The organism is Streptomyces sp. WM6386 (assembly GCF_000972385.1).
In the GTDB taxonomy this organism is placed as follows: Bacteria; Actinomycetota; Actinomycetes; order Streptomycetales; family Streptomycetaceae; genus Streptomyces.
The window spans coordinates 1-25,232 of sequence record NZ_JXTE01000106.1; the positions used below are offsets into that span (position 1 = coordinate 1).

General features: G+C 71.3%; 19 protein-coding genes and 6 pseudogenes. 15 read left to right on the top strand and 10 right to left on the bottom strand.

The window, feature by feature from the left end:
* The 8 genes and pseudogenes from TN53_RS38025 to TN53_RS38060 form a co-directional block, all read left to right on the top strand.
* On the top strand, positions 1-295 hold a 295-nt coding region (locus TN53_RS38025; protein ID WP_046263414.1), incomplete at its 5' end, for an alpha-glucosidase C-terminal domain-containing protein.
* A gap of 28 nt (positions 296-323) precedes the next feature.
* Positions 324-1,674: pseudogene (locus TN53_RS38030) on the top strand (maltokinase N-terminal cap-like domain-containing protein).
* Between the two features lie 4 nt (positions 1,675-1,678).
* Positions 1,679-3,821, top strand: a pseudogene (glgB, locus tag TN53_RS38035) (1,4-alpha-glucan branching enzyme).
* Positions 3,822-3,884: 63 nt separating this feature from the next.
* The gene (locus tag TN53_RS38040) at positions 3,885-4,970 is read left to right on the top strand and encodes a glutamate--cysteine ligase (RefSeq protein ID WP_046263415.1); all 1,086 of its coding nucleotides are present in this window, start codon (positions 3,885-3,887) and stop codon (positions 4,968-4,970) included.
* Between the two features lie 155 nt (positions 4,971-5,125).
* Positions 5,126-7,030 carry an AMP-dependent synthetase/ligase gene (locus TN53_RS38045; RefSeq protein ID WP_046263416.1) on the top strand — a complete coding sequence of 635 codons (1,905 nt, stop codon included), beginning with the start codon at positions 5,126-5,128 and terminating at the stop codon, positions 7,028-7,030.
* A 113-nt stretch (positions 7,031-7,143) separates the two neighbouring features.
* Complete coding sequence (locus tag TN53_RS38050) at positions 7,144-7,548, top strand: ATP-binding protein (protein WP_046263417.1); 405 nt, start codon at positions 7,144-7,146, stop codon at positions 7,546-7,548.
* A 220-nt stretch (positions 7,549-7,768) separates the two neighbouring features.
* Positions 7,769-9,112, top strand: coding sequence for an NAD(P)/FAD-dependent oxidoreductase (locus tag TN53_RS38055; protein WP_199924726.1), 1,344 nt, complete (start codon positions 7,769-7,771; stop codon positions 9,110-9,112).
* Positions 9,084-11,369, top strand: coding sequence for an FUSC family protein (locus tag TN53_RS38060; protein WP_095046952.1), 2,286 nt, complete (start codon positions 9,084-9,086; stop codon positions 11,367-11,369). The genes TN53_RS38055 and TN53_RS38060 overlap by 29 nt, the downstream gene beginning before the upstream one ends.
* 12 nt (positions 11,370-11,381) lie before the next feature.
* Here the strand turns inward: TN53_RS38060 and TN53_RS38065 are convergent, their stop codons facing one another.
* From TN53_RS38065 to TN53_RS38080, 4 genes are all read right to left on the bottom strand, one after another.
* Positions 11,382-12,227 (bottom strand): DUF1206 domain-containing protein, encoded by an 846-nt coding sequence (locus TN53_RS38065; protein WP_046263429.1) that lies wholly within the window; start codon positions 12,225-12,227, stop codon positions 11,382-11,384.
* A gap of 54 nt (positions 12,228-12,281) precedes the next feature.
* Positions 12,282-13,133: a GAF domain-containing protein gene (locus tag TN53_RS38070; protein ID WP_095046953.1), complete on the bottom strand. Its 852-nt coding sequence runs from the start codon at positions 13,131-13,133 to the stop codon at positions 12,282-12,284.
* A gap of 58 nt (positions 13,134-13,191) precedes the next feature.
* The gene (locus tag TN53_RS38075; RefSeq protein WP_046263420.1) at positions 13,192-14,019 is read right to left on the bottom strand and encodes a SigB/SigF/SigG family RNA polymerase sigma factor; all 828 of its coding nucleotides are present in this window, start codon (positions 14,017-14,019) and stop codon (positions 13,192-13,194) included.
* Between the two features lie 189 nt (positions 14,020-14,208).
* Positions 14,209-14,628, bottom strand: coding sequence for an ATP-binding protein (locus TN53_RS38080; RefSeq protein WP_046263421.1), 420 nt, complete (start codon positions 14,626-14,628; stop codon positions 14,209-14,211).
* A gap of 192 nt (positions 14,629-14,820) precedes the next feature.
* On the opposite strand from TN53_RS38080, the gene TN53_RS38085 reads away from it, so the two are divergent.
* The 3 genes from TN53_RS38085 to TN53_RS38095 all read left to right on the top strand — a co-directional run bounded on the left by TN53_RS38085 (position 14,821) and on the right by TN53_RS38095 (position 17,299).
* A complete protein-coding gene (locus TN53_RS38085) occupies positions 14,821-15,054 on the top strand; it encodes a hypothetical protein (RefSeq protein WP_046263431.1) in 234 nt (77 codons plus the stop codon).
* 29 nt (positions 15,055-15,083) lie between these two features.
* Positions 15,084-16,571, top strand: a complete 1,488-nt coding sequence (locus tag TN53_RS38090; RefSeq protein WP_046263422.1) for an aminotransferase class I/II-fold pyridoxal phosphate-dependent enzyme — start codon at positions 15,084-15,086, stop codon at positions 16,569-16,571.
* A 275-nt stretch (positions 16,572-16,846) separates the two neighbouring features.
* The gene (locus TN53_RS38095) at positions 16,847-17,299 is read left to right on the top strand and encodes a cyclic nucleotide-binding domain-containing protein (RefSeq protein ID WP_046263423.1); all 453 of its coding nucleotides are present in this window, start codon (positions 16,847-16,849) and stop codon (positions 17,297-17,299) included.
* Between the two features lie 41 nt (positions 17,300-17,340).
* On the opposite strand, the pseudogene TN53_RS46035 reads toward TN53_RS38095, so the two are convergent.
* A pseudogene (locus TN53_RS46035) lies at positions 17,341-17,757 on the bottom strand (MFS transporter); the annotation flags it as partial.
* Between TN53_RS46035 and TN53_RS46040 the strand changes: the two are divergent.
* Together TN53_RS46040 and TN53_RS38100 are read left to right on the top strand one after the other, a co-directional pair.
* Positions 17,740-17,853 (top strand): annotated as a pseudogene (locus tag TN53_RS46040) (ArgP/LysG family DNA-binding transcriptional regulator); the annotation flags it as partial. The pseudogenes TN53_RS46035 and TN53_RS46040 overlap by 18 nt on opposite strands.
* 78 nt (positions 17,854-17,931) lie before the next feature.
* Positions 17,932-18,294, top strand: coding sequence for a peptidase inhibitor family I36 protein (locus tag TN53_RS38100; protein ID WP_046263424.1), 363 nt, complete (start codon positions 17,932-17,934; stop codon positions 18,292-18,294).
* Here the strand turns inward: TN53_RS38100 and TN53_RS38105 are convergent.
* Positions 18,272-18,994, bottom strand: coding sequence for a TetR/AcrR family transcriptional regulator (locus TN53_RS38105; RefSeq protein ID WP_046263425.1), 723 nt, complete (start codon positions 18,992-18,994; stop codon positions 18,272-18,274). The genes TN53_RS38100 and TN53_RS38105 overlap by 23 nt on opposite strands.
* Positions 18,995-19,103: 109 nt before the next feature.
* Between TN53_RS38105 and TN53_RS38110 the strand changes: the two genes are divergently transcribed.
* Positions 19,104-20,324, top strand: a complete 1,221-nt coding sequence (locus TN53_RS38110; RefSeq protein WP_046263426.1) for a saccharopine dehydrogenase family protein — start codon at positions 19,104-19,106, stop codon at positions 20,322-20,324.
* Positions 20,325-20,432: 108 nt separating this feature from the next.
* Positions 20,433-20,687, top strand: coding sequence for a WhiB family transcriptional regulator (locus TN53_RS38115; RefSeq protein WP_046263427.1), 255 nt, complete (start codon positions 20,433-20,435; stop codon positions 20,685-20,687).
* Here the strand turns inward: TN53_RS38115 and TN53_RS49660 are convergent.
* The 4 genes and pseudogenes from TN53_RS49660 to TN53_RS38135 all read right to left on the bottom strand — a co-directional run.
* A pseudogene (locus TN53_RS49660) lies at positions 20,643-22,413 on the bottom strand (sensor histidine kinase). The gene TN53_RS38115 and the pseudogene TN53_RS49660 overlap by 45 nt on opposite strands.
* A pseudogene (locus TN53_RS38125) lies at positions 22,410-23,092 on the bottom strand (response regulator). Before TN53_RS38125 ends, TN53_RS49660 begins: the two co-directional pseudogenes overlap by 4 nt.
* A 19-nt stretch (positions 23,093-23,111) precedes the next feature.
* Positions 23,112-23,846, bottom strand: coding sequence for a L,D-transpeptidase family protein (locus tag TN53_RS38130; protein WP_046263428.1), 735 nt, complete (start codon positions 23,844-23,846; stop codon positions 23,112-23,114).
* Between the two features lie 41 nt (positions 23,847-23,887).
* The coding region (locus TN53_RS38135; RefSeq protein ID WP_046263432.1) for a M1 family metallopeptidase at positions 23,888-25,232 on the bottom strand (1,345 nt) is incomplete at its 5' end.

The following is a 25,232-nucleotide window of genomic DNA, read 5'->3' on the forward strand; positions in this document are numbered from 1 at the left end:
CCCCGCCTTCGGCCTCGGCTCCTACACCGAACTCCAGTCGTCCAACCCCGCCGTCATCGCGTTCCTGCGCGAGTACGAGGACGACCTCGTCCTGTGCGTGCACAACTTCTCCCGCTTCGCACAGCCCACCGAACTCGATCTCCGTGCTTTCGACGGACGCCACCCCGTGGAACTCATCGGCGGGGTCCGTTTTCCCGCCATCGGTGAACTGCCGTACCTGCTGACGCTGGCAGGGCACGGCTTCTACTGGTTCCGGCTCTCCCGAGTCGCATCCCGCATCGGCCACCGACCTTGAACATCCGCCGGTGAAAGGAGGCGTCACCATGCCGAAGACCGCATTCCCCCACCCGGGCAGCACGACCGCCCCCGGGCCCATGGCCTCGCTCGCCGGGCTGCTGCGCGAGTGGCTGCCCCGGCAACGCTGGTTCGCGGGCAAGGACCGGCCCGTCTCGGACCTCTCGCTGCTGTCCATGACGGAGCTGTTCCCGGGCTGTCTGCACCTGCTGGTGCAGACCGGACACGCGGCCGTCCCCGCCCCCGGTGGCGGCACCGCCGCGACCGGCGACTGCTACCAGTTGCTGCTCGGCGTACGCAAGCACCTGTCGCCGCGTCTCGGCCGGGCCCTCATCGGGCGGGCGGAGGAAGGACCGCTCGCCGGTCTGGCGGTCTACGACGCGCTCCAGGACCCGCGGGTCGCGCAGCTGCTCCTGGAGCGGCTGCGGCACCCCGGCACGGCGGGCCCCCTGAGTTTCGAGGCCGACCCGTCCGCGTCCGTGCCCGCGGGGCTCGTACCGCGGATGCTGGACGCCGAGCAGTCCAACTCCTCGCTGGTGTACGGGGACTCGTTCATCCTCAAGGTCTTCCGGCGTATCCAGCCCGGCGTCAACCCCGACCTGGAGGTGCCGGGCGCACTGGCCGACCAGGGGTGCCGTCGGGTGCCCGCGCCGGTCGCCTGGTTCCGCACGACGCAGCCGCAGGAGGCGACGCTGGGGGTGCTCCAGCCCTTCCTGCCCGATGCGTCCGACGGCTGGACACTGGCTCTGCAGGCCCTCGCCTCCGGGGACGACTTCACAGCGAAGGCCCACGAGCTGGGGCAGGCCACGGCGGAGGTGCACCTCGCGCTGGCCTCGGCCTTCCCGGCCCTGGCACACGCCGAGAACGACCGGACGGCGGCCGCGATGACCGAGCGGCTCCTGCGTACCGGCGCTTCAGCCGTACGTTCCGGCGCTGCAGACCGCGTTCGCCGCGCTCTCCACCTGCGATCCCGGTCCGCCCGCCCAGCGCATCCACGGTGATCTGCACCTGGGGCAGGTGCTGCGGGCCGGCCGCGAGTGGTTCGTGATCGACTTCGAGGGTGAGCCGTCCCGTCCCCTCGCCGAGCGCCGCAGCACCCACTCCCCCGTACGGGACATCGCCGGCATGCTGCGCTCCTTCGACTACGCCGCCCGCCAGCGCCGCCCCTGGCGTCCGGAGTGGGCGCGCCGCTGCCGTGAGGCCTACTGCGCGGGGTACGCCTCGCTCGCCGGGTGGGACCCGCGCAAGAAGCACGGCATGCTGCGCGCCTACGAGACAGACCGCGCCGTCTACGAAGTCCTGTACGAGGCCCGGCACCGTCCCGACTGGCTGCCCGTGCCGATGGCGGCGATCGAGCGTCTCGCCGTGAGAGGAGCCTGAAGCCATGGCACTGCGCGACACCACACCTCCCGAGGCCGGCGGACCACTCCCCTGCCGTGCCGCGCCTCCCCTGGACCCCGCCGACCGCACGCGGTTGCTGTCGGGCGCCCATCACGACCCGCACTCCCTGCTCGGCGCCCACCCGGTGCCGGGCGGCATCGCCTTCCGGACGCTGCGTCCCTTCGCCCGTGCCGTGGACGTGGTCGTCGAGGGGAAGCGCAGCGGACTCTCTTCCGAGGGCGGCGGCCTCTTCTCCGGCGTACTCCCACTCGAGGCGATTCCCCCGTACACCCTGCTGGTCTCCTACGAGGACGACGACGAGCAGGAGGTGCACGACCCGTACCGCTTCCTGCCCGCCCTCGGTGACGTCGACCTGCATCTCATCCGTGAGGGCCGGCACGAGGAGCTGTGGAAGGCGCTCGGCGCGGAGCCCATGACCCACCAGGGCGTGACCGGCACCCGCTTCACGGTGTGGGCGCCCAACGCGCAGGGCGTGCGGGTCGCCGGGGAGTTCACCTGCTGGGACGGGACGGCGTTCCCGATGCGCTCCCTCGGCGCGTCCGGGGTGTGGGAGCTGTTCCTGCCGGGCATCGGCGAGGGCGCACGGTACAAGTTCGAGATCACGTCCCGCTCCGGCGACCGCTTCCTGAAGGCGGACCCGATGGCCCGTCGTGCCGAGGTTCCTCCGGACACCGCGTCGATCGTGACCGTGTCGCACTACGCGTGGAGCGACGCCGAGTGGATGGCGCATCGGGGTGATGTTCCGGTGCACGAGGCGCCGTTCTCCGTGTACGAGGTGCATCTGCCGTCCTGGCGACCGGGGCTGACGTACCGCCGACTCGCCGAGGAGCTACCGGTATACGTCAAGGATCTCGGCTTCACCCACGTCGAGCTGATGCCGGTCGCCCATCATCCCTTCAGCGGCTCCTGGGGCTATCAGGTGACCGGTTTCTACGCGCCGACGGCCCGGCTGGGCTCCCCGGACGACTTCAAGTACCTCGTCGACGCCCTGCACCGGGCCGGCCTCGGTGTGATCATGGACTGGGTTCCGGCTCATTTCCCCAAGGACGACTGGGCGTTGGGGCGGTTCGACGGGGAGCCGCTGTACGAGCCGGGAGACTGGCGGCGGGCCGAGCATCCGGACTGGGGAACGTACGAGTTCGACTTCGGTCGGGTCGAGGTGCGCAACTTCCTCGTCGCCAACGCCGTCTACTGGTGCGAGGAGTTCCACATCGACGGGCTGCGGGTGGACGCGGTCGCCTCGATGCTCTACCTCGACTACTCGCGCGACTCCGGCCAGTGGACGCCCAATGTGTTCGGCGGGCGCGAGGACCTGGACGCGATGGCGTTCCTCCAGGAGATGAACGCGACCGTGTACCGGCGGGTGCCGGGGGTCATGACGATCGCCGAGGAGTCCACCGCGTGGGACGGGGTGACGCGGCCCACGGAGAGCGGCGGTCTTGGCTTCGGCCTGAAGTGGAACATGGGCTGGATGCACGACTCCCTGGGCTACATCCAGCACGAGCCGGTCCACCGCAAATACCACCACCACGAGATGACCTTCTCCATGGTGTACGCCTACAGCGAGAACTACGTCCTGCCGATCTCCCACGACGAAGTCGTCCACGGCAAACAGTCACTGGTGTCGAAGATGCCCGGCGACTGGTGGCAGCAACGCGCCACCCACCGCGCCTACCTCGCCTTCATGTGGGCCCACCCCGGCAAACAACTCCTCTTCCCTCGACCCCGGCTACGGCGCCGAGCCCGATCATCGCGGAGTGCGGGACCTGGTCCGCGACCTGAACACCGTCTACCGCGCGACGCCCGCTCTGTGGCAGCGGGACACGGACCCCGGCGGCTTCCGGTGGATCGTGGGAGACGCGGCCGACGACAATGTCTTCGCCTTCCTGCGCCTCGACGCCGAAGGAACCCCCCTCCTCGCCGTCTCCAACTTCTCCCCCGTCGTCCGCCACGACTACCGGCTGGGCATCCCGGGGGACGTCCCCGCCTGGCAGGAGGTCCTCAACACCGACGCGGACCGCTACGGCGGCGGTGCCGTCACCTGTTCCGACCCGGTGAAAGCTGAGGACGGTGTCGTACGGCTCACGCTGCCGCCGCTCGCAACCGTGTGGCTGTCTCCTGTGTGATCAGCCGTCTCCTGGGCAGTCGGGGCGTACGACCTCGTCGTCGCGGCAGAAGGGCAGCTTCACGTGCGCACCGTCGGAGTGGAGGAGGAACTCCTCCTGGTCGCCCCGGAGACCGGCGAACCACGAGCGCGGTCGGCCGCGGTGCTCGCCCGTGTCGCGCACGACGGCACGAACGGTGACGTCTTCGAGAAGGAGCTCCACAACCAGATGCTCGAGTTCGCCACCCATCCCCAGTCGGAGATGGCGGAACTCGCTGCGGAGATCGTCCGCTGCCGCAAGGAGGCGGCCCGGCACGCCGGGGAGATCGGCTGTGCCGTCGCCGCGCTCGCGTCGTCGCCGCTGCCCGTCAGCCCCTCGGTCGGAATGGGGCGGCGCTACCAGTGGATGGCGGAGCAGTACGGCATCACCAGCAATGATCTCGTCCTGGGATGTCATGTCCATGTATCCGTCGACTCCGACGACGAGGGCGTCGGCGTGATCGACCAGATGCAGCCCTGGCTGCCGGTGCTGGCGGCGCTGAGTGCCAACTCCCCGTTCTGGCAGGGTGAGGACACGCGGTACAGCAGCTATCGCAGCCGGGTGTGGCAGCGGTGGCCGTCGGCCGGTCCGACCGAGGTGTTCGGCTCGGCCGAGTGCTATCACCGGCGGGTGGCGGACATGGTGGCGACCGGTGTGATCCTCGACGAGGCCATGGTCTACTTCGACGCGCGGCTCTCCCAGCGGTACCCGACGGTGGAGCTCCGGGTCGCGGACGTCTGTCTGCACGCGTCCACAGCCGCGCTCATCGCCACCCTCGCCCGCGGCCTCGTCGAGACATCGGCGCGTGAGTGGCGCGCGGGCCGAAAGCCGTGGGGACACAGTGTGAGCCTGCTGCGACTGGCCGCCTGGCGGGCCGCCCGGTCGGGCCTGACGGAGGAGCTGCTGCATCCGGCCACCATGCGACGGCTGCCCGCGGAGACGGTCGTACGGTCACTTCTCGACCACGTCGGCGACGCACTGGCCGAAACCGGCGACCTCGACCGGGCGAAGGAAGGCTGTGCCGAGTTGTTGCGGCGCGGGAACGGCGCGCGCATCCAGCGGGAGCTGATGGCCCGGACCGGGAGCCTGCGGGAGGTCGTCACGGAGTGCGTGCGCCACACGCAGGAATAGGAGCGGTCTCCGGGCCCCCACCCCCTCCGAGATCATCACGTCGGAGCCAGTTGTCGAATACCTGCATCGAACGCGCTCACCTCGGCTAGATTCGGGCACCGCCGATAACAGTTCTCATCGGTGGAGTCACACCCCGTACACATCAGGAGCAGCGCATGCGCGACCTCGCCCTCGCTCCCCCGTCCGTCTCGCCGCTGACGGGCGGACTCGCCGACAGCGTCTTCGAGACGGCCGCCCGCAACCCCACCCTGCCGATGCTCGCGCGCCGCCCCGCCCCCTCCGCCACGACCTGGGAGGAGGTGACCGCCGTGGAGGTGCGGGACGAGGTCGTCGACCTCGCCAAGGGCCTGGTCGCCTCCGGGATCGCCCCCGGCAACCGCGTGGCGATCATGGCGCGCACCCGGTACGAGTGGACGGTTCTCAGCCATGCGCTGTGGGCCGTCGGCGCCGAGGTCGTGCCCATCTATCCGACGTCGTCACGCGATCAGGTGGCCTGGATCCTGCGGGACGCGGACTGTGTCGGCGTGGTCGTCGAGGACGAGCAGAGCGTGATGACGGTCGGCTCGGTGTGCGCGTCGCTGCCACGGCTGCGCCACGTCTGGCAGCTGGACGACGGGTCGCTGGAACAGCTCGTGAAGCGGGGCGAGTTCATCCCGTTCACCACGGTCGAGTCGCTGCGTCGCATCGTGCTGCCGGACTCCACCGCGGCCGTCGTCTACACCTCCGGCACCACGGGCCGGCCGCTGGGCTGCGCACTGAGCCACCGAGGTCTGGCGAGCGCCTGCGACATCCTGCTGGAGGGGTGGGGCCACACGGTGGTGCCGCCGGGCGGCCAGGGCTCGGTCCTCGCCTTCCTGCCCTTCTCCCATGTGTACGGCCTGCTGGTGCAGAGCCTGTGCATCCGCGGCAGTCTGGTGATGGCCCACGAGCCCGACCTGAGCTCCGAGACGTTGTCGGCGTCCCTGCTCTCGTTCCGGCCCACCTACTTCTGCGGCGTGCCCTCGCTCTTCGAGAAGATCTACAAGAACTTCCTGCGGATGGCCCAACAGGCGGGTCGCGGCGCCCTGTTCGAGCGGGCCGCGGAGACGGCACGGGACTTCGCGGCGGCCGTCGAACGCCATCGGCTGGGACTGGGACCGGGCCCCGCCCTGGATCTGCGGCTCCAGCACGCGCTGTACGAGCGGACGGTGTACCGCAGACTGCGGGCCGCGCTGGGTGGCCGCGTGCTCCGCGCGGCCTCGGGCGGCTCACCGCTGGGCCGCGAACTCTGTCTGTTCTACGAGGGCATCGGCATCTATGTGAACGACGCCTACGGGCTGACGGAGACGAGCGGCGGCGTCACGGCACAGCCCGTGGGCCGGGAGAAGTCGGGCTCGGTCGGCCGGCCCCTGCCGGGCACGGACATCCGGCTGGCCGCCGACGGTGAGATCCTGGTGCACGGCCCTTCGGTGTTCCAGGGATACGTCAACGACGAGGCCGCCACCCGGGCCGCGCTGGGCAGCGGATGGCTGGCCACGGGCGACCTCGGGCAGCTGGACCCCGAGGGCTATCTCACGATCACCGGCCGCAAGAAGGACGTCATCATCACCAGTGGGGGCAAGAGCGTGGCCCCGGCCTTCCTGGAGCAGCGGCTGCGTATGCATCCGCTCATCCATCAGGCGGTCCTCGTGGGTGACAACCGCCCCTGTGTGGGTGCCTTGATCACACTGGACCCGGAGTTCCTCGTCCACTGGCGCGGCGGACTCGCGCTGCCGGGTGACGCACCGAGCCGGGAGGCGCGCGAGGAGAACGCGCTGCGGGAGGAGATCGGGCGCGCGGTGGCCGCGGCGAACAGTTCCGTCTCCCGTTCGGAGTCCATCCGCGTGTTCCGGGTTCTGCCGGAGTCCTTCGACCGCACCAGCACGCTGCTCACACCGTCGATGAAGCTGCGCCGGGACGCGATCGTCGAGCACTACGCGTTCGAGATCGACGCGATGTACCAGGCACGCTCGCGCGCCCCGCGACAGCAGATGGCGGACGAGGTCACGGGCTGGGACGACTCGGACAACGTGTTCCGGTGACCTGGTCGGGTCCCGGGAGTCCGATTGACCTCAGCGCCCCCGGGAACTCGCAGAAGTGGCGCCCACGACGAGCGCCGTACAGGACTGGCACACGAACCAGGCGGGAAGCACCATTGGCCTCCTTGGAGATCCCGAGTCGCACCACGAGTTTTGCGGGTGAGCCGCGGAGCGTCACAGCTGCGCGGATCGCCGCGGACGAGTTCCTGTACGGGCTCGCACAAGCCTCGCCGCCCGCGACGCCCGAGCACTGGGACGACATCCTGCTCGTCGTCACGGAGCTGGCCGCCAACGCCGTCCAGTACGCCCCGGGCCCTTTCGACCTGTCCATGCGCCGCACCTTCGACGGCGTCCATGTGACCCTCCACGACACGAATCCCACCCCGCCGGCCCCGCGTTCCTTTCACCCGAGCAACGGCGGTGGCGGTGTCGGCTGGCATCTGATCTACGCCCTGTGCGACCAGGTGAGTGTGGTGACGGAGGGCCGCGGCAAGGACGTGCACGTGTTTCTGCCCTGGTGAGACACACGACATTCACTCGCAGCCGGTGCGCGGGCGCACCGTGAGGGGCATGGTGGTGCACGACGCTTTCGTCTGCCTGCCGCACCCGGCTGGCGGAACGGCTTGAGGCACGGTGGGATCGATGTTGCGAAGCGGAGATCCAGGGCAGGCGAACGGCGTCCGACTCGGACCGCCGGAGCCGCAGAAGGGAAGAAAGACCGTGACACGACCCAGGATCCTGGTGGTTGGCGCAGGCTTCGCCGGCGTGGAATGCGTTCGCCGGCTGGAACGCAAACTCGCCCTCGACGAGGCCGACGTCACGTTGGTGACGCCGTTCGCCTACCAGCTCTATCTTCCGCTGCTCCCCCAGGTCGCCTCCGGGGTGCTGACGCCCCAGTCGATCGCCGTCTCACTGCGCCGCAGCAAGAAGTACCGCACCCGGATCATCCCGGGCGGTGCCATCGGCGTGGACCTCAAGTCCAAGGTCTGCGTGATCCGCACCATCACCGACGAGATCGTCGACGAGCCGTACGACTACATCGTGCTGGCCCCCGGCAGCGTCACCCGCACCTTCGACATCCCCGGACTCACCGACCACGCGTTCGGCATGAAGACCCTCGCCGAGGCCGCCTATGTCCGTGACCACGTCATCGCGCAGCTCGACCTCGCCGACGCCAGCCAGGACGAGGCCGAACGTGCCTCGCGGCTGCAGTTCGTGGTCGTCGGCGGCGGCTACGCGGGCACCGAGACCGCGGCATGCCTGCAGAAGCTCACCCACGCCGCCGTCAAGCGTTACCCGCGCATCGATCCGGGGCTCATCAAGTGGCACCTGATCGACATCGCGCCCAAGCTGATGCCCGAGCTGGGCGACAAGCTGGGCAGCACCGCGCAGCGGATCCTCACCAAGCGCGGCATCGAGATCTCGCTGGGCACGTCCATCGCCAAGGCGGGCCCCGAGGAGGTCACCTTCACCGACGGCCGGGTGGTCCCCACCCGCACCCTGATCTGGACCGCCGGCGTGGTCGCGAGCCCGCTCATCGCGACGCTCGGCGCGGAGACGGTCCGAGGGCGGCTCGCGGTCACCGCCGACATGAAACTGCCGGGCCACGACGGGGTGTTCGCGCTCGGTGACTCCGCCGCGGTGCCCGACGAGGCCAAGGACGAGGAGGGCGCGGTCTGCCCGCCCACGGCCCAGCACGCGATGCGGCAGGGCAAGCACGTCGCCGACAACGTCATCGCCACCCTGCGGGGGCAGTCGACGACGCCCTACAGCCACAAGGACCTCGGACTCGTCGTCGACCTCGGCGGCAAGGACGCCGTGTCCAAGCCGCTCGGCATCGAACTGCGCGGCCTGCCCGCCCAGGCCGCGGCCCGCGGCTACCACTGGGCGGCGCTGCGCACCAACGTCGCCAAGGTGCGCGTCGCGACCAACTGGACGCTCAACGCCCTCGCGGGCGACGATTTCGTGCGCACCGGCTTCCAGGCCCGCAAGGCCGCCAAGCTCCACGACTTCGAGTACACCAACGCGTATCTGACGCCGGAGCAGGTCCAGGCGCATGTCGAGGGGACGGACCGTCAGGAGTAGTCCGCCCGGGGTGCGAGAGACGGGTCGTCCGGGGCGGGCGCGGCTGCGTGATCTGGTGGCCGCGTCCGACCCCGGACTGCTGCGGCTGGCGGCCGGGCTGCGGACGGTGGGCGCCATCGCGCTCACGCTGGCCGTGCTCGGTCTGCTGGGGGCCCAGGTGCCCCATCTGGTGGCCGGGGCGATCGCGGCCATGGTCGCCACCTTCGCGATCCGGGAGAGACAGCGCGCCCGGCAGGCCGTCACCCTCGCACTGGGCCTGCCGGTGGCGCTGGCCGCCGTCACCCTCGCCGCCCTGCTGCGCTCCCATGTGGTGGCCGGCGACCTGGTCTTCGTCGCGTTGATCTTCTGCGCCGTCTACGGGCGCCGGTACGGCGACCGGGGCACCGCGCTCGGAATGATCGGGTTCCAGGTCTACTTCGCGTCCCTGTTCGTCGGCGCCACCGTCTCCGCGTTGCCGCAGCTCTACGGCGCTCTCGGCGTCGCCTTCCTGGCCAGTGCCGTCGCGCGCTTCGCGCTCGTGCCCGAGACACCCTCAGGGATGCTGGAGCGGCTGCGGGGGGCCTTCCGGGCCCGGCTGGCCCAGCTGGTGGCGACACAGCTGGAACTGCTGGACGCGGCGGGGCCGGAGGAGATGGAGAAGGCCCTGGAGCATGTGCGCGACGGCACGGCCCGGCTGCACGAGACGGCACTGATGATCCAGGGCCGGCTGGAGGAGGGGACCGCCGACGAGGCGGTGGCGCGGCTCGTGCAGCGACGCGTCGCGGACGCCGAGGTCGCCGCCGAGCGGCTCGGCCTGTTGCTGCTGACCGCGCGCAGCGCCGAGCGGGCGGACACACTGACCCTGCATCTGCCGGGTGCGCCCGTACCGCCGGCCGGGACGCTGCCCGTACGGGACAAGGCGACGGACACCGTGCGGCGCGACCTGGAGGCGCTGCGGCTGCTCGTCCTGCGGCCGGTCGCCCCACGGCCCGGCACGGGCCTCTCGCATGTGCGCAACCGGCTGCTGGGCTACCGGGACGAGGAGAACCTGCCGATCGCGCCGGCGGCCGTCCAGGACGTCTTCCGGGGCATCGGTGAGGCGGCCCGCGCGGTGCTGGGGCTGCGGATCGCTCTCGACGGCCCGCAGGACGAGTCCGACGACAGCCCGGCCACGACCCGTTCGCGCGAGGAACTGGACGCCGAGGACGCGGCCATCGACTCCGGCGAGGAGCCTGCGGAGGAGGCGCCGGCGGGGTTGCGGCGGCCCACGACACGGGCGGCCGTGCAGGTCGCGGTGGGGTCGTCGCTGGCCATCGTGGGCGGTGAACTGCTGTCCAGTCAGCGCTGGTACTGGGCGGTGCTGACCTGCTGGATCGTGTTCATCAACACCGCCTCCACGGGCGAGATCCTGGTCAAGGGCTATCGGCGGCTGCTGGGCACCGTGCTCGGGGTGGTGGCCGGCGTCGGCCTTGCGGGGCTGGTCGGCCACCACACCTGGACGGCGTTCGCGGTGGTACTGGTCTGTGTCTTCCTGATGTTCTACACGGCGCCCCTGTCGTACACGCTGATGTCGTTCTTCGTCACCGCCGCGCTGGGCGTGCTGTACACCCTGTTGCACACGTACAGCCTGTCGGTGCTGGTGCTGCGGGTGGAGGAGACGGCGCTCGGCGCGGCCTGCGGGGTCCTCGCGGCGGCGCTGGTGCTGCCGGTGCGCACGGACCGCCGTACGAACGACCTTCTGGTCGAGGTGCTGGACCGGCTCGCGGACGTCACCGAGACGGCGGTGGACCAGCTGAGCGGCGGGCCTGCGGCCGAGCTCCTCGACAAGGCCCGTGACCTGGACCAGGCGCTGGCCGACCTGCGGGCCGCCACCCAGCCGCTCACCCACCCCGTCACCCCGCTGCGGGCCCGGCGGGACACCGCGCGGTACGTCGTCGCGCTGCTGGAGACCTGCGCGTACCACGCGCGTTCCCTGGCCGCGACGGCCGAGCTGTTGCCCACCCACCCGTCGATCGCGGCGGATCCCCGGCTCCGTGGGGCGGGGCGGCGGATCCTGCGCAACATCGGTGCGACCGCGGCACACGTGGCGGACGCGCGGTCCACCGACGAGGTCGAGACGGGGCCGAGCATCGCCGCCCTGCTGGAGTCCGCCGTGCCCGGGTCACCGCGCTTCGGCCGGGTCACCGACCGGGTGCTGCGCCATCTCCAGCGGCTGGACGAGGGTGTGGTGGGACTGGCTCGGCCGCTGCGGGTACCGGTGGCGCGGCCGAAGGGCTGACGCCGGGGCGGCTCACACCCTGCGCCAGCGTGCCATCGCGAAGGAGAACACGCCGAACAGCACCAGGCCGGCCGCCACCAGGGCCAGCAGCCAGGGGCCGAGCGGGGTCTCGGCGAAGGAGCGGAGCGTGTCGTCCAGGCCCTTCGCCTTGTCGGGTTCGTAGTCGACGGCGGCCCGTACGGCGAAGGCACCGGCAGCCGCGAACACCAGCCCGCGGGCCGCGCCGCCGCCCACCCCGGTCACGTCCACCAGCCGCCGCATCCGCGGCGACATCTCGCCGAGCCTGAACTTGTCGCGGTAGGACCGCATGACGGCCCGGGCCGCGAGCCACACACCGGCGACGGCGATCCCCACGCCGGCCGCACCGACGATCCACTGCCCGGCGGGCATGTCCAGCACCTTCGCCGTGACGTCCTTGGACTGCTTGTCGCTCGATCCGCTGCCACCGCCGCTCGGCCCCGAGCCCGCCGCGAAAGACATCACGGAGTAGGCGACGAACCCGTAGAACACGAACCGGGCCAGCGCCAGCAGGCGCTTCTTCGCCTTGCGTCCGTCCGGGCCGACCGAGCCGAACAGCACCTCCGACAGCCGCCACAGCGCCATGCAGACCAGGCCGATGGCGAGGGCCCACAGCAGGACGGCACCGAAGGGCTTGTCCGACAGCTCGGCGAGCGCGCCGCCGCGGTCCGCCTGGCGTTTCCCCTCGCCGAAGGCGATCTGCAGGGCCAGCAGGCCGACCAGCAGATAGATCACGCCGCGTGCGACGAGTCCCGCCCGGGCGGCACCCTCCGTCGCGGAACGGCGGGTCGAACGCCGGACCCCGATTCCACCGGTCCGTGCGCTGACAGTCGAGTTCATGTCGACCTCCCGCACTCCGAATGCCCCGGTCACGGCCATGCACACACCGCGGGTCTACGGCTGGGCGCTCCCGTTGCCCAGCGCGTGCAGGTACTCCAGGGCGTCCAGGACCACCGTGCGCTCGTGCCAGGCGATCCATCGGCCGGCCTGCGCGCCCACCACTTCCAGCACCTTGAGCTGCGCCGCCGTCAGGTCCCCGATGGTGTGGTCGAGGTGGGCGGAGACCATGCCCACGCAGATGCCGGACGAGGTGCTCAGCGGCACGCTGTGGCAGGACCGGCTGCCCGCCGCGAGGATCGCCTCGCGGGCGGACGTGGTGAAGACCGGGTCCGTCTCGACGTCGTGCACGGTGACCTGGGCGACGTCACGTGCGGCCTGCGCACAGGCCGTGCCGTGCTCGCCTACGTGGCTGAAGAAGTCGACGAAGTCGTCCGTGTGCCCGGTGTGCGCCTCGATGCGCAGGCCGCCCCTGACCCGGTCGGCGAGCTGGACGTTCCCCATGTCCGTGCCGACCACGGCGAGCGTCTGGCTCAGTACGGCCTTCAGGACGGCGCCGCGGTTGCCGGGACCGACGTCCCGTGCTGCCGGGAAGCTCAGGGCGGGCTGTGCGAGCCGCGCGCGCCGCGGGAACCACAGCGCTTCCCGGGCGTCCGGGCGCGGCGCGGACAGCAGGATCTCGACCAGGGTGCGCATCTTGACGTTGAACCGCTGGGACGCCAGCCGCATCAGCGTGAACGCCCTGTCCGCGTCGGCCAGGGCATACCGCTCGCGCAGCATGCCCTGGGCCTCCGCGATCAGGGCGTGGGCGCGGGACCGGGCGCGCAGATCGCGCACCTCGGCCCGCAGCCGTTGGTACTCGTCGTGGTCCGCTCCGTCGTCTGCGGCTGTCTGTCCGGGGTCCGTCATAGGGCTCCTCAGTTCCTGTTCGCCGGAACAGACACGTGCCCGCGTACGGCCCGGTCACTCAGGCGCCGGCGCGTCCTCCCAGCGCCTCGGCGCGCACACGGGCGCAACTGCGGCTGATGAGGCGGGAGACGTGCATCTGGGAGATGCCGAGCTGGTCGGCGATGCGGCTCTGTGTCATGTCCTCGAAGAAGCGCATGTAGAGGATGGCGCGATCGCGTTCGGGCAGTCGGCGCAGACCCGCCTTGGCGGATTCCCGGTCGACCACCGTCTCGTACGAGGCGTCGGCCGCGCCCAGGGTGTCGGCGAGGCTGTATCCGTCCTCGTCGGAGGAGAGTTCGGCGTCCAGGGACAGCGTGCTGAAGCTCTCCAGCGCCTCCAGTCCGGTGGCGACCTCGTCCTCGGTCAGGCCCGTGTGGGCGGCGAGGTCCGCGACGGTTGGTTCGGCACTGCCCGGCGTCTGGGTCAGCTCGCGGCGGGCGACCCGCACCTTGTTGCGGAGTTCCTGCACCCGGCGGGGCACCCGCAGGGCCCACATACGGTCGCGGAAGTGCCGCTTGACCTCGCCCGTGATGGTCGGCACCGCGTAGCTCTCGAAGGCGCCGCGCTCCGGGTCGAAGCGGTCGACCGCCTTCACCAGACCCAGGGCAGCCACCTGTCGCAGATCCTCGATGGACTCGCCGCGCTCGCGGAAGCGGCCGGCGATGCGGTGGGCCATGGGCAGCCAGGCGGTGACGAGTTCGTCGCGTACGGCGTCCCGCTCGGGGCCTTCCTCCAGGACGGCCAGCCGGGCAAAGAGCCCCGCGGTGTCGGGAGCGTCGTCGTGGCGCCGTCGGGCGGCCGTGGTGGTGGAGGTGCCGGGACGGCTTGTCGACATGTCGATTGGCATGCGGAATCGCTCCTGAACGGTGGTTTCAGGGAATTGCCGCGGGAACGGGCCGCCGGTCGGACACCGGACGTGGGCCCTGCAGCAGCCATATCGCTCCCGCTGGCGCGCCTCCGGTCCGAAGCACGAAACTGCGTCTGCCCTCACCCCGGGGGACCAAACTCCGCTTCGCCCCGCAAGTCCGGCCGACTGTCAGGACAGGGGCACGACCGCGGTGATGCACTTGCCTCCGGAGGGCAGGTCGGTGACCCGCACATCGCGTGCCAGCCGGCAGACGATGGGCCAGCCGAGGCCGCCCACGCGTCGCCGCCCGCGCAGGTCGACGGGCTCCTGGACCACGGGGAACGCGTCGCTGCGGTCGCTCACCGAGACGCGCACGCCGGGTTCGCCGACGTCGACGCGGAAGTCGGTGACTCCGCCGCCGTGCAGGATCGCGTTGGTGGTGAGCTCCGAGGCGACGAGGAGGGCGTCCCCCAGGGCCTCGCGGTCGCAGCTCGTATGGGTGAGGCGGCAGCGTTCGGCCACGGCACGCTCGACGGCACGGCGCGCCTCCGCCGGCTGGCACGGTCGCCGGCTCCGCTCGACAGATTCGGTCCTGTGCTTCTCGCACATCCCTGGACTCCTGAATCGGTGGGGGGCAGGCCAGGGTGCTCGCGGACGACACGGCATTCCCGCCTGGCGGCAGCGGATCCGTCACACTCCGCGAGCACCGCAGGTCTCTATACCTTCGGCTCACCTCTCGGAGCCGCATCAAACCTCGTGGACGCGGGCCATCCGAAGTCGTATGCGGGGTACCCGGGTGACATGACGGATGTCGTGGATGCGGACGAACTGTTGCGGCGCATTCAGCGCGCCCGGGCCTGTGCCCTGGAGGAGGAGCGTGCCTGGCGGTCCCGCAGCGACGCCCTGCGGCCGGGCGACCCGGAGGGATCGCGCGATGCGGCCGTGCGGACGCTGGCCTACGAGGCGGTGCTCAGGGTGCTGGACGAGATCCTGACACCGGGCAGGCAGCCCGGGAGGGCCGAGCCGTCCGATTGACGGCCGCACTCCCGGGAACCCGGCTCGCCATGACTGTGGATCACACCGAGGCACCGGTACTCGAAGCGCTGGACGGCTACCACCGCGAGGGACGGCTGTCGTTCACACCACCCGGACACAAGCAGGCCCGGGGCGCCGACCCCGCGGTCCGGGAGGTGCTGGGCGACGCGGTGTTCCTCGGTGACGTCCTGGCGTCGGGCGGTCTCGACGACCGGCTGACCCGGGGCCGGGTGCTGGAGCGCGCCGAGGAGCTGATGGCCGACGCCGTGCACGCGGAGCACACGTTCTTCACCACGTGCGGCAGTTCCCTGTCGGTCAAGGCGGCGATGCTGGCCGTGGCGGGACCGCACGAGAAGCTGCTGATCGGGCGGGACGCGCACAAGTCGGTCGTCTCGGGGCTGATCCTCTCGGGCATAGAGCCCGTGTGGGTCGAGCCGCGCTGGGACGCCGAGCGACACCTGGCGCATCCGCCGTCCGCCGCCGAGTTCGACAAGGCGTTCACCGACCATCCCGACGCGAAGGGCGCCCTGGTCACCAGCCCGACCCCGTACGGCAGTTGCGCCGACCTGGGGTCCGTCGCCGAGGTGTGCCACCGGTACGGGCGCCCGCTGATCGTGGACGAGGCCTGGGGTGCGCATCTGCCCTTCCACCCCGATCTGCCGTCCTGGGCCATGGACGCGGGCGCCGACATCTGTGTGACCAGCATCCACAAGATGGGCAGCGGCCTCGAACAGGGCTCGGTCTTCCATCTGCGGGGCGGTCTCGTGCCGCCGGACGTGCTCAAGTTGCGCGCGGACCTGCTGGGCACCACCAGCCCGTCGGTGCTGATCTACGCCGGACTCGACGGCTGGCGACGGCAGATGGCCCTGCGCGGCAAGGAACTCATGGGCGGTGCGCTGGAGCTGGCCGCCGAGGTCCGGGAGGCCGTCGAGGAGATCGAGGGTCTGCACGTCGAGGGCCGGGACGACTTCTGCGGTCCGGGACTCGCCGACGACTTCGATCCGCTCCCCGTGGTCATCGACCTCGACGGCCTCGGCATCACCGGGTTCCAGGCGGCGGACTGGCTGCGGGCGCATCGGCAGATCGACGCGCACCTCACCGACCACCGCCGGATCGGCACCCAGATCACCCACGGTGACGACGAGCGCACGTCCCGGCAACTCCTTGCCGCGCTGCGGGACCTGGCGCGGGCCGCGCCCGGGCTGCCCCCGGCTCCCCCGGTGGAGGTGCCGCCGCCGTCCGAGCTGCGGATGGCACAGGCCGTCCTGCCGCGCGACGCCTTCTTCGGCCCCACCGAGGACGTGCCGGTACGGGAGGCCGCCGGGCGGGTCGCGGCGGAGATGGTCACGCCGTACCCGCCCGGGATCCCCGCCGTCCTGCCCGGTGAGCGGCTCACCGAGCCCGTGCTGCGCTACCTGACGACCGGACTGGCCGCGGGGATGAACCTGCCCGACCCGAGCGACCCCGACCTGGAGACGATCAGGGTGCTGGCGGCGGACCAGGCCGACACGGAGTGAAACGGGTCACGTGCCCGGCTTTCGTATACGCAAAATGCTCCGAGATGGTTTACGGTTCATTCATAGGTCGTCATGGAGTCGACGGTATCCGTCCTTCATGGCTCGCCTCTCATACGGCCCTGGCTGGCCTCCCCCGTCCAGCCAGGGCTTTTTTCATGCCCGCGGGACGACGGCACCGGAAGTGTCCGCCGCCGAGGTGCCCCGGCCGTCCGCAGCGGCTGAAATGGGCGTAGGGAAAGCACCGGAACCGAATCGCCGGCGAGGAGCCCCGCGTCATGACCAAAGCGACGAAACTGCTGACCGCCCTGCCCCCGCCCCAGCGGGCACGCCTGATGGCCCTGGCCCAGGAGGTCTCCTTCCCCGAGGACACCCGGATCTTCGAGCCGGGGGGTACGGCCGACCGCTTCTGGGTCATCCGCTCGGGCGCGGTCTCCCTCGACCAGCAGGTGACGTCCCTGCAACGGGTGACCGTGGCCAGTCTCGGCTCGGGGGATCTGCTCGGCTGGTCGTGGCTGTTCCCGCCGCACCAGTGGGACTTCGGCGCGGTGGCCTTCAGCCCCGTGCGAGCCTATGAGTTCGAAGCGGCGGCGGTGCTCGGTCTGTGCGAGGAGGACCCCCAGCTCGGCCTGATCCTGGTGCGCAGCGTCGCCGAGATCCTGGCGTACCGGCTGGAGACGACCCGGGGCAAGCTGCTGGAGCAGTACTCGATCTCCCGGCGTGCCCGCTGACGGCTCAGACGCGGTAGCGGCGCAGCGCCGGTACGGCGGCGGCCGAGGACGGCGCCGATGGGGATCGCCGCGAACAGCAGACCGAGGGCGAGACCTTCGCCGTAGGGCGCGTAGGTCTCCGAGGCCAGCTGCGGGAACAGGGCGCGCGGCATGCCGAGGACCATCGCGATGATGTCGGCGAGGAAGGACAGCAGCAGCACCTTGTGCAGGGAGATGTACCGGAACCCGGCCGCGATCTCGCGCACTCCCGCGCGGCGCTTGGTCTGCGACACCGGCGGCGGCAGCGCGGGCAACCGGTAGACCGCCCACACCGTGACGCACAGTGCCAGGGCGTCGATGAGGTAGAGCTCCGGCAGGCCGATGACCGGGATCAGGGCGCCCGCCAGGAGCGGACCGACCACGTGGCCGGTCTGCATGACGGTGGAGCCGAGGGCGTTGGCGGCGGTCAGCTGCACCTCGCGCCCGACCGCCCGATGGACGCGCCCCTGTACTGGCAGCAGTGGAAGCTGGACTCGCCCGCGCTGGCGACCGTGGCCGAGGCGCTCACCTCCTAGGCGTCAACCTCACACCTGCGAGGTGCCGCGCGGCCTGGTCCCGGAGTCACCGTGGTGACTCAACGGGAGGAGAACACCATGCTCACCAGGACCAAGGCGGCACTCGCCGCCCTGCTCGCCGTACCGGCCCTCACGCTCGGCTTCGCCGGCGAGGCGCAGGCCGACGGCTACTGCGGGGCCGGCCGCGTCTGCATGTGGGAGGACGGCAACTACGAGGGCAGCAGGTACGTCGACGTCGTCGCGGGCGGTCCGTACGACATCGACGGCTGGAACGGCGACAACGAGATCAGCAGCATCGACAACGCCTCCGACGACTACATCGTGATGTACGACAACGACGACCTCACCGGCTTCCTCGGCTGCGTCCAGCCGCACCAGCGCATCCCCGAACTGTGGCGCAACGACGAGATGGAGAGCTTCATCGCCCGCTCGTTCTGCTGAGCAGCGCGGCCAGTTGGGCCTCGGCGCTGTCCAGCAGCATCTCCAGCGCCGTCGGATAGGCGCTGTCCACCATGCGCCCCGCCAGCAGCGGTGCCGCCTCCGCGATCCGGGGATGCGTGGTGCGGGGCAGGTGGGCGTAGGTCGAGCTCCACATGTCCTCGTCGGCGTGGAGCGCGGCACTGGGCAGGGCCAGGGAGGCGGCGTCGAGGGCGGCGAAGGCCAGGGTCTGGTCGATGAAGGCGTGGTAGATGCGCACCGTGTCGGCCAGTGGGAAGCCGGCGGTGCGCAGCACGTCGAGGACCGCCTCGTCGGCGGCGAGTTCGTTGGGCCGCCCGGTGACCCGGTTCGTGGTCAGCACGGCGGCCTGCGGATGGGCGAGGTACGCGGCGTGGAGGCGCAGCCCGACCGCGCGCAGGTCCGCCCGCCACCGTCCCGTCGGCTCCCAGCCCCGCAGCGCCTGTCCGATCAGCGCGTCGCCGATCGCCAGGGTCAGCTCGTCCATCCCGCGGAAGTAGCGGTACAGAGTGCTGGGGTCGGCGTCCAGGGCCAGGCCCAGGCGGCGGGCGGTGAGTCCGGTGCTGCCGTGTTCGCGCAGCATCCGCAGCGCGGTCTCGACGATCAGCTCCTCGGACAGCACGGTGCCGCTCTTGGTGGGGCGGCGCCGACGCCGCTTCTCCTCGGGTACGACCGCCTTCGGCATGCCGCGCCTCCTTATGCCAACGCCATTGACCTTATGTGAGCGGGCGGCGTTGTATCTCCGTCAGGGGCCCCACCGATGTCCTGGACCTTCGACCGACGGAGTGCTTGTCATGCGTGTACTGCTCGTGGGAGCCGGTGGAGTGGGCACCGCCATCACCCGGATCGCGGCCCGGCGACCGTTCTTCGAGGCGATGGTGGTGGCGGACTACGACCTGGCCCGCGCCGAGGCCGCCGTGGCGGCGCTCGGCACCGAGGGAGCCCGCTTCCGGGCCGAGCGCGTCGACGCGAGCGACGAGGCGGCCGTGACGGCGCTGCTGGAGCGGCACGCGTGCGACGTTCTCCTCAACGCGACCGACCCCCGCTTCGTGATGCCGCTGTTCCGGGCGGCCCGCGCGGCCGAGGCGACGTATGTCGACATGGCGATGTCGCTGTCGCGGCCGCACCCCGAGCGCCCCTACGACGAGTGCGGAGTCAAGCTCGGCGACGCCCAGTTCGAGGAGGCGATCGGCTGGGAGAAGGCGGGGGTGCTGGCGCTCGTCGGCATGGGGGTGGAGCCGGGTCTCTCGGACGTCTTCGCCCGGTACGCGGCCGATGAACTCTTCGACGAGATCGAGGAGATCGGTGTCCGCGACGGCGCGAACCTCACCGTCGACGGCTATGACTTCGCGCCGTCCTTCAGTATCTGGACCACCATCGAGGAGTGCCTGAACCCGCCCGTGGTCTACGAGGAGGACCGCGGCTGGTTCACCACGGCACCGTTCAGCGAACCCGAGGTGTTCGACTTCCCCGAGGGCATCGGCCCGGTGGAGTGCGTGAACGTCGAGCACGAGGAGGTGCTGCTCGTTCCCCGCTGGGTCGACGCCAAGCGCGTCACCTTCAAGTACGGCCTGGGTGAGGAGTTCATCCAGACGCTGAAGACGCTGCACCTTTTGGGCCTTGACCGCACCGAGCCGGTCACCGTGCCGAGCCCGGACGGACCGGTCCGGGTCTCGCCCCGGGACGTGGTCGCCGCCTGTCTCCCCGACCCGGCGACGCTGGGCGAGCTCATGCACGGCAAGACCTGCGCGGGCACCTGGGTGAAGGGTGTCAAGGACGGGGCGCCGCGCGAGGTGTACCTGTACCACGTGGTCGACAACCAGTGGTCCATGGCGGAGTACGGCTGCCAGGCGGTGGTGTGGCAGACGGCGATCAACCCGGTCGTCGCCCTCGAACTCCTCGCCACGGGCGCCTGGTCGGGCTCGGGCGTCCTCGGCCCGGAGGCCTTCCCCGCCGACCCCTTCCTGGATCTGCTGACCTCGTACGGCTCCCCGTGGGGGCTGCGCGAGCAGTGAGCCCGGATTTCCTGGACATCCGTTGTTTCACTCATGCATCGACAGGTGACCCGAAAGCGAGTAAGCCATCCGCGAGGGCACGGACGACTTCGAACGCAGGTGACATCGATGGAGAACTGGCGAGACCATGCCATGTGCCGCGACGAGGACCCCGACCTCTTCTTCCCGATCGGAAACACCGGCCCGGCACTGGTGCAGACGGAACAGGCGAAGGCGATCTGCCACCGCTGCCCCGTGCAGACACGGTGCCTTGAGTGGGCCATGGACACCGGGCAGGCGATCGGTGTCTGGGGCGGAACGAGCGAGGCCGAACGACGCTCACTGCAACGGCGCCGGGCCAGGGCCGGGCGCACTCCCGGCTAGCCCCGGCACCCGCAGCGTGAAGACGCTTCCCGCGCCGGGTTCACTCGTCGCCCGAGCCGTGCTGCCGTGCGCGGCGACCAGGTGGCGGACGATCGGCAGGCCGAGACCGTTGCCGCCGGTACGACGGCTGCGGGACTTCTCGGCCCGCCAGAACCGGTCGAAGACATGCGGCAGATCCTCGGCCGCGATCCCGCTGCCGGTGTCGGCGACTTCGCGGACGACATCGTCACCCTCGCACCATGCCGCGAGGGTGACGGTGCCGTCCGCGGGCGTGTGCCGAAGGGCGTTGGAGACGAGGTTGCCGAGCGCCTGCCGCATCCGCACCGGGCCGGCGTCCAGCCACGGCGTGCCCTCCGTCTCGGTGCGCAGGGCGACGCCCGCCGTGTCCGCGGCCACCCGGTACGCCGCGCCGACCTGACCTATCAACTCGTCGGCGCGGACGGGCTCTCGGTGCAGCCGCAACGTGTCCGCGTCGGCGGCGGCGAGGTCCTGGAGGTCGTCGATGACTCGCTGGAGGACGAGGGCCTCCTCGTGCAGGGACGCGAGCAGTTCCGGGTCCGGCGCCACGACCCCGTCCTTGGTGACCTCCAGCCAGCCGCGGATGTTGGTGAGCGGACTGCGCAGTTCATGGGCGATGTCGCTGACCATGGCCTTGCGCTGCGCCTCCAGCCGTTCCCGGCGTTCGGGGAGGTCGTTGAAGGCCGCGGCGAGGATGCCGCTCTCGTCCCGCGTGGTCACGGGCACCCGCACATGCAGCTCCGGCGGCTGCTGGGCCGCCGCGGTCAGCGCGCGCAGCGGCCGGACGAGCCGCGTGGCGACGAGGGCGGTCACGGCGACGGTGACGGCGAGCACGAGACCGGCGACACCGACGACCTTGGCCTTGTTGGCCGGTGACATGTCGAACCGCACGGCGGTCCGGTCCCCGCCGCCCAGGAACAGCTCGGCGGTCGGCGCGACATAGGGGTCGAGCTGGGCGCGGCGCGCGCTGTCGACACAGTTCTGGGCGAGGCGCGCGGCGTCGGCCTGTGCCTCGCTGCCGAACCTGGCCGTCTTGTACCGGTCGGTGGCGAGGTAGGGCACCTCGGGCCAGGTCGGTGAGCTCGGCGTGGGCCTTCTCCTCGGTCTCGGTGGGGGTGTTGAGCTTGCCGTCCGCGCACGGCAGGGGCGCGTCGTCGTCGCTGAGGATGGGACGGCCGCTGGGTGTCTTGACGATGTCGGTGTCGACGCCGCCTCGGGCGAAGCACTTCTGGCGGACGAGGGCCAGCTTGTCCAGCCGACGGCTTTCCTCGGCCGTCAGCCGGTACGGACCCACCACTCGCGGGTCCATGCCGCTGCGTTGCGCCCCGCGGTCGGTGTAGGTGTCGGTGCGCAGGGGATCGACGGTGGCCGCGGCGCGCGGCGGCAGGGAGGTGCCGGGCGGCGCGGAGCCGACGATGGGCACGCGGTCGGTCGTGGTGAGCGCGTTGCGCCGGCCGGTCTTCTCGGACAGCTCCCGTGCGGTCCGCTCGACGCCCTTCCAGTCGGCGTGGGTCGCGGCGTACCCGCTGAGCCGGGCGAGGACGTCCATGTCCTCGGCGAGCACCTGCCCCTGTTCCTCCCGCAGCGCCTGGGTGGTGGTCGCCACCGCGAGCCAGGCCGTCGCCGCCACCGAGCAGACCGCGATCAGGACGGAGGTGATGAGCAGCCGGACGAGAAGGCGCTTGCGCAGCGGTATGCCGGCGCTCATCCGCGGCCGCCGCTGAGCTTGTAGCCGACGCCGAACACGGTCAGCAGCCGGACCGGCCTGCGCGGATCCGTCTCGGTCTTGCGCCGCAGGTTCATGATGTGGACGTCCACGGCCCGCTCGGTGGACGATCGGTCGATGCCACGGGTGCACTCCAGCAACTGCCGCCGGGAGAACACCCGCTCGGGTTCGGCGGCCATGGCGAGCAGGATCGCGAACTCGGCGGGCGTGCACTCCACTTCCTCGCCCTCGCACCGCACCTCGTGCTGTACGGGATCGACCCGCAGTCCCGCGGCCCGTACGACGCCCGGGGCGCCCCCGCTGCGCCGCAGGACCGTGCGGATCCGGGCCATCAGCTCACGCGGGCTGCAGGGCTTGGTCATGTAGTCGTCGGCGCCCACGTCCAGGCCGAGCAGCACGTCGTCCTCGGTGGAGCGGGCGGTGAGCATGAGCACCGGGGTGTCGTCCGCCCGCCGCAGCGCCCGGCACACGCCGAGGCCGTCGACCACGGGCAGCACATCAGGTCCAGCACGACCAGGTCGGGTCTCAGCCGTCGCACCGCGTCGAGGGCGGCGGCGCCGTCGTGGACCACGGTGGCGGTGTGGCCCTCCGCCAGCAGGGAGCGGCGTATGAGTTCGGCCTGCATCTCGTCGTCCTCGGCGACCAGCACATGTGCGCACACCTGGCGGATCCTAAGCCGCTCAGCGGTCCAGGGAGTCGGCGTCGCCCATGACGACGACCGGACGGCGGGCCGGGTCCAGCGCCAGGAGGAGCTCCTTCATGTGCTCCTCGGCGAGGCTGACACAGCCGTGGGTGGGCCCGTCGTGGTCGACGTGCAGCCATATCCCGCCGCCGCGGCCGGCGCCGAGCGGGCGGGTCCAGTCGAGGGGTGAAGTGCCGGGCTCACGGTTGTAGTTGATCGCGATCACATAGTCGAAGGAGCCGGCCAGGGGTTCGCCCTCGAAGCCGGTGCCGGTCGCGGTGAAGCCGCTGCCGTGGTCGTAGGGCAGCCGGGTGCCGGGATCGCGGAGGCGTCCGCCGGCGTCGGTGAGGCCGAAGACACCGATGGGTGACCGCAGATCGCCGGCGCGGTGGTGGTCGCTCCAGCCACGCAGCGCGTTGTGCGCGGGCCAACGGTCGGCGGCCTCCCAGCCGTCGTCGGTGCGCTCGTACAGGGCGACGGTGGACCGCGAGGAGTTCTTGCCGCGTCCGGTGACGACGACGGCCTGGCGGGCGTCGTCGGGCACCTTCGCCCACGTCTTCGGCCCCAGCCCGGGCAGTTGCTGCGGGGCGACCTCCAGGGAGATCGGCGGTGCGGGCCGGATCGACGTGGTGGCCGGCGGCCGCCGCTCGGGGGTCGCCACCGCCCCTCCCCCGCACCCGGTGAGCACGAGGGAGGCGGCCAAGAGCGCGACATGCGGTCTGCGTGTGATCATGCGTCGACCCTCGCCGACACTTGTTGGGAACTCGTCAGGTTCTAGGGTGCGGCCGGCTTGCCCTGCTGGTACACCCACGTCCGGAACAGACCGTCCAGGGCCTTGCCGGATTCGCGCTCCGCCAGGCGCACGAGCTGGGCGGTCGTCCCGTGTCCGTCCCGGTGCTCGGCAGCCCAGGCCCGCAGGATCCTGAAGAACACCCGGTCCCCCACAGCCTTGCGGAGTTGATGCAGGGCCATCGCGCCACGGGCGTAGACGGGCGTACCGAAGATGTTCGCCCCGCTGCCCGGGTCACCGGGCGGGAACTCCCACAGCTCGTCGCTCGCCGGCCGGGCGTACAGCGCGTCGAAGGTCTTCTGCGCGCTGTCGCCGCCGTGCTGTTCGGCGTAGAGCCACTCGGCGTAGGTCGCGAAGCCCTCGTTGAGCCAGATGTCCTTCCACGAGGTCAGGCTGACGGAGTCGCCGAACCACTGGTGGGCGCTCTCGTGGACGAGGGTGCTCAGGTCGGGGGCCTGGTCGTAGACGGGCCGGGTCTGTGTCTCCAGCGCGTACCCGACGTTCGGGGCCCGGTCGACGATCGAGCCGGCGGCCTTGAACGGGTAGGGCCCGAAGAGTTTGCTCTCCCAGGCCAGGACGGACGGCAGCTTCTTCAGGACGGGCGCGGCGGCGTCGGCCTCGCGCGGGTCGACGGCGTTGTAGACCTGGATGCCGTCGCGCGTCGTGTACCGCTCCACCGTGAACTTCCCGACGGTGGCCGTGGCCAGGTAGGCGGCCATGGGCTCGGACTGGCGCCAGCGGAACGTGGTCTGCCCGTGGGCGGTCGTCTTCCCCAGGAACACGCCGTTGGCGACGGCGGTGCGCCCCTTGGGAACGGTGATGGTGAAGTCGTACGACGACTTGTCCTTGGGGTGGTTGTTCGCGGGGAACCAGGTCATCGCGCCCTGCGGCTCCCCCGCGACGAAGGCGCCGTCGTCCGTGGGGATCCAGCCGTCGAGCGAGCCGTCCGGGTCGGTGACCGGGGCCGGCTTGCCGTTGTAGGTGACGGTGACGCGGAACCACTGCCCCTTGTGCAGGGTCTTGCGCGGGGTGACGACGAGTTCCTGGCCGTCGCGGCTGAAGGCGGCCTTGTCACGGCCGACGGTCAGGCTCGTGACCTTCAGCCCTTTCAGGTCGAGGTCGAAGCGGCTGAGCTTCTGGGTGGCGCGGGCGTAGAGGACGGCCTTGCCGTCGAGGTGACGGTTGTCCGTGTCGTAGCGGAGGGTCAGGTCGTAGTGGCCGACGTGGTAGCCGCCGTTGCCGGCCAGCGGGAAGTACGGGTCGCCCGCGCCGGACGAGCCGGCCGACGGTGGTGCGGCCGCCCCGAGCAGCGCCACCAGGGCGACGGGG

Excerpts from the sequence above, each read along its gene's own strand:
- TN53_RS38045 (WP_046263416.1), top strand. The coding sequence starts at position 5,126 with ATGCGCGACCTCGCCCTCGCTCCCCCGTCCGTCTCGCCGCTGACGGGC.
- TN53_RS38060 (WP_095046952.1), top strand. The coding sequence starts at position 9,084 with ATGTCGAGGGGACGGACCGTCAGGAGTAGTCCGCCCGGGGTGCGAGAG.
- TN53_RS38065 (WP_046263429.1), bottom strand. The coding sequence starts at position 12,227 with ATGAACTCGACTGTCAGCGCACGGACCGGTGGAATCGGGGTCCGGCGT.
- TN53_RS38070 (WP_095046953.1), bottom strand. The coding sequence starts at position 13,133 with ATGACGGACCCCGGACAGACAGCCGCAGACGACGGAGCGGACCACGAC.
- TN53_RS38075 (WP_046263420.1), bottom strand. The coding sequence starts at position 14,019 with ATGCCAATCGACATGTCGACAAGCCGTCCCGGCACCTCCACCACCACG.
- TN53_RS38080 (WP_046263421.1), bottom strand. The coding sequence starts at position 14,628 with ATGTGCGAGAAGCACAGGACCGAATCTGTCGAGCGGAGCCGGCGACCG.
- TN53_RS38085 (WP_046263431.1), top strand. The coding sequence starts at position 14,821 with ATGACGGATGTCGTGGATGCGGACGAACTGTTGCGGCGCATTCAGCGC.
- TN53_RS38090 (WP_046263422.1), top strand. The coding sequence starts at position 15,084 with ATGACTGTGGATCACACCGAGGCACCGGTACTCGAAGCGCTGGACGGC.
- TN53_RS38095 (WP_046263423.1), top strand. The coding sequence starts at position 16,847 with ATGACCAAAGCGACGAAACTGCTGACCGCCCTGCCCCCGCCCCAGCGG.
- TN53_RS38100 (WP_046263424.1), top strand. The coding sequence starts at position 17,932 with ATGCTCACCAGGACCAAGGCGGCACTCGCCGCCCTGCTCGCCGTACCG.
- TN53_RS38105 (WP_046263425.1), bottom strand. The coding sequence starts at position 18,994 with ATGCCGAAGGCGGTCGTACCCGAGGAGAAGCGGCGTCGGCGCCGCCCC.
- TN53_RS38110 (WP_046263426.1), top strand. The coding sequence starts at position 19,104 with ATGCGTGTACTGCTCGTGGGAGCCGGTGGAGTGGGCACCGCCATCACC.
- TN53_RS38115 (WP_046263427.1), top strand. The coding sequence starts at position 20,433 with ATGGAGAACTGGCGAGACCATGCCATGTGCCGCGACGAGGACCCCGAC.
- TN53_RS38130 (WP_046263428.1), bottom strand. The coding sequence starts at position 23,846 with ATGATCACACGCAGACCGCATGTCGCGCTCTTGGCCGCCTCCCTCGTG.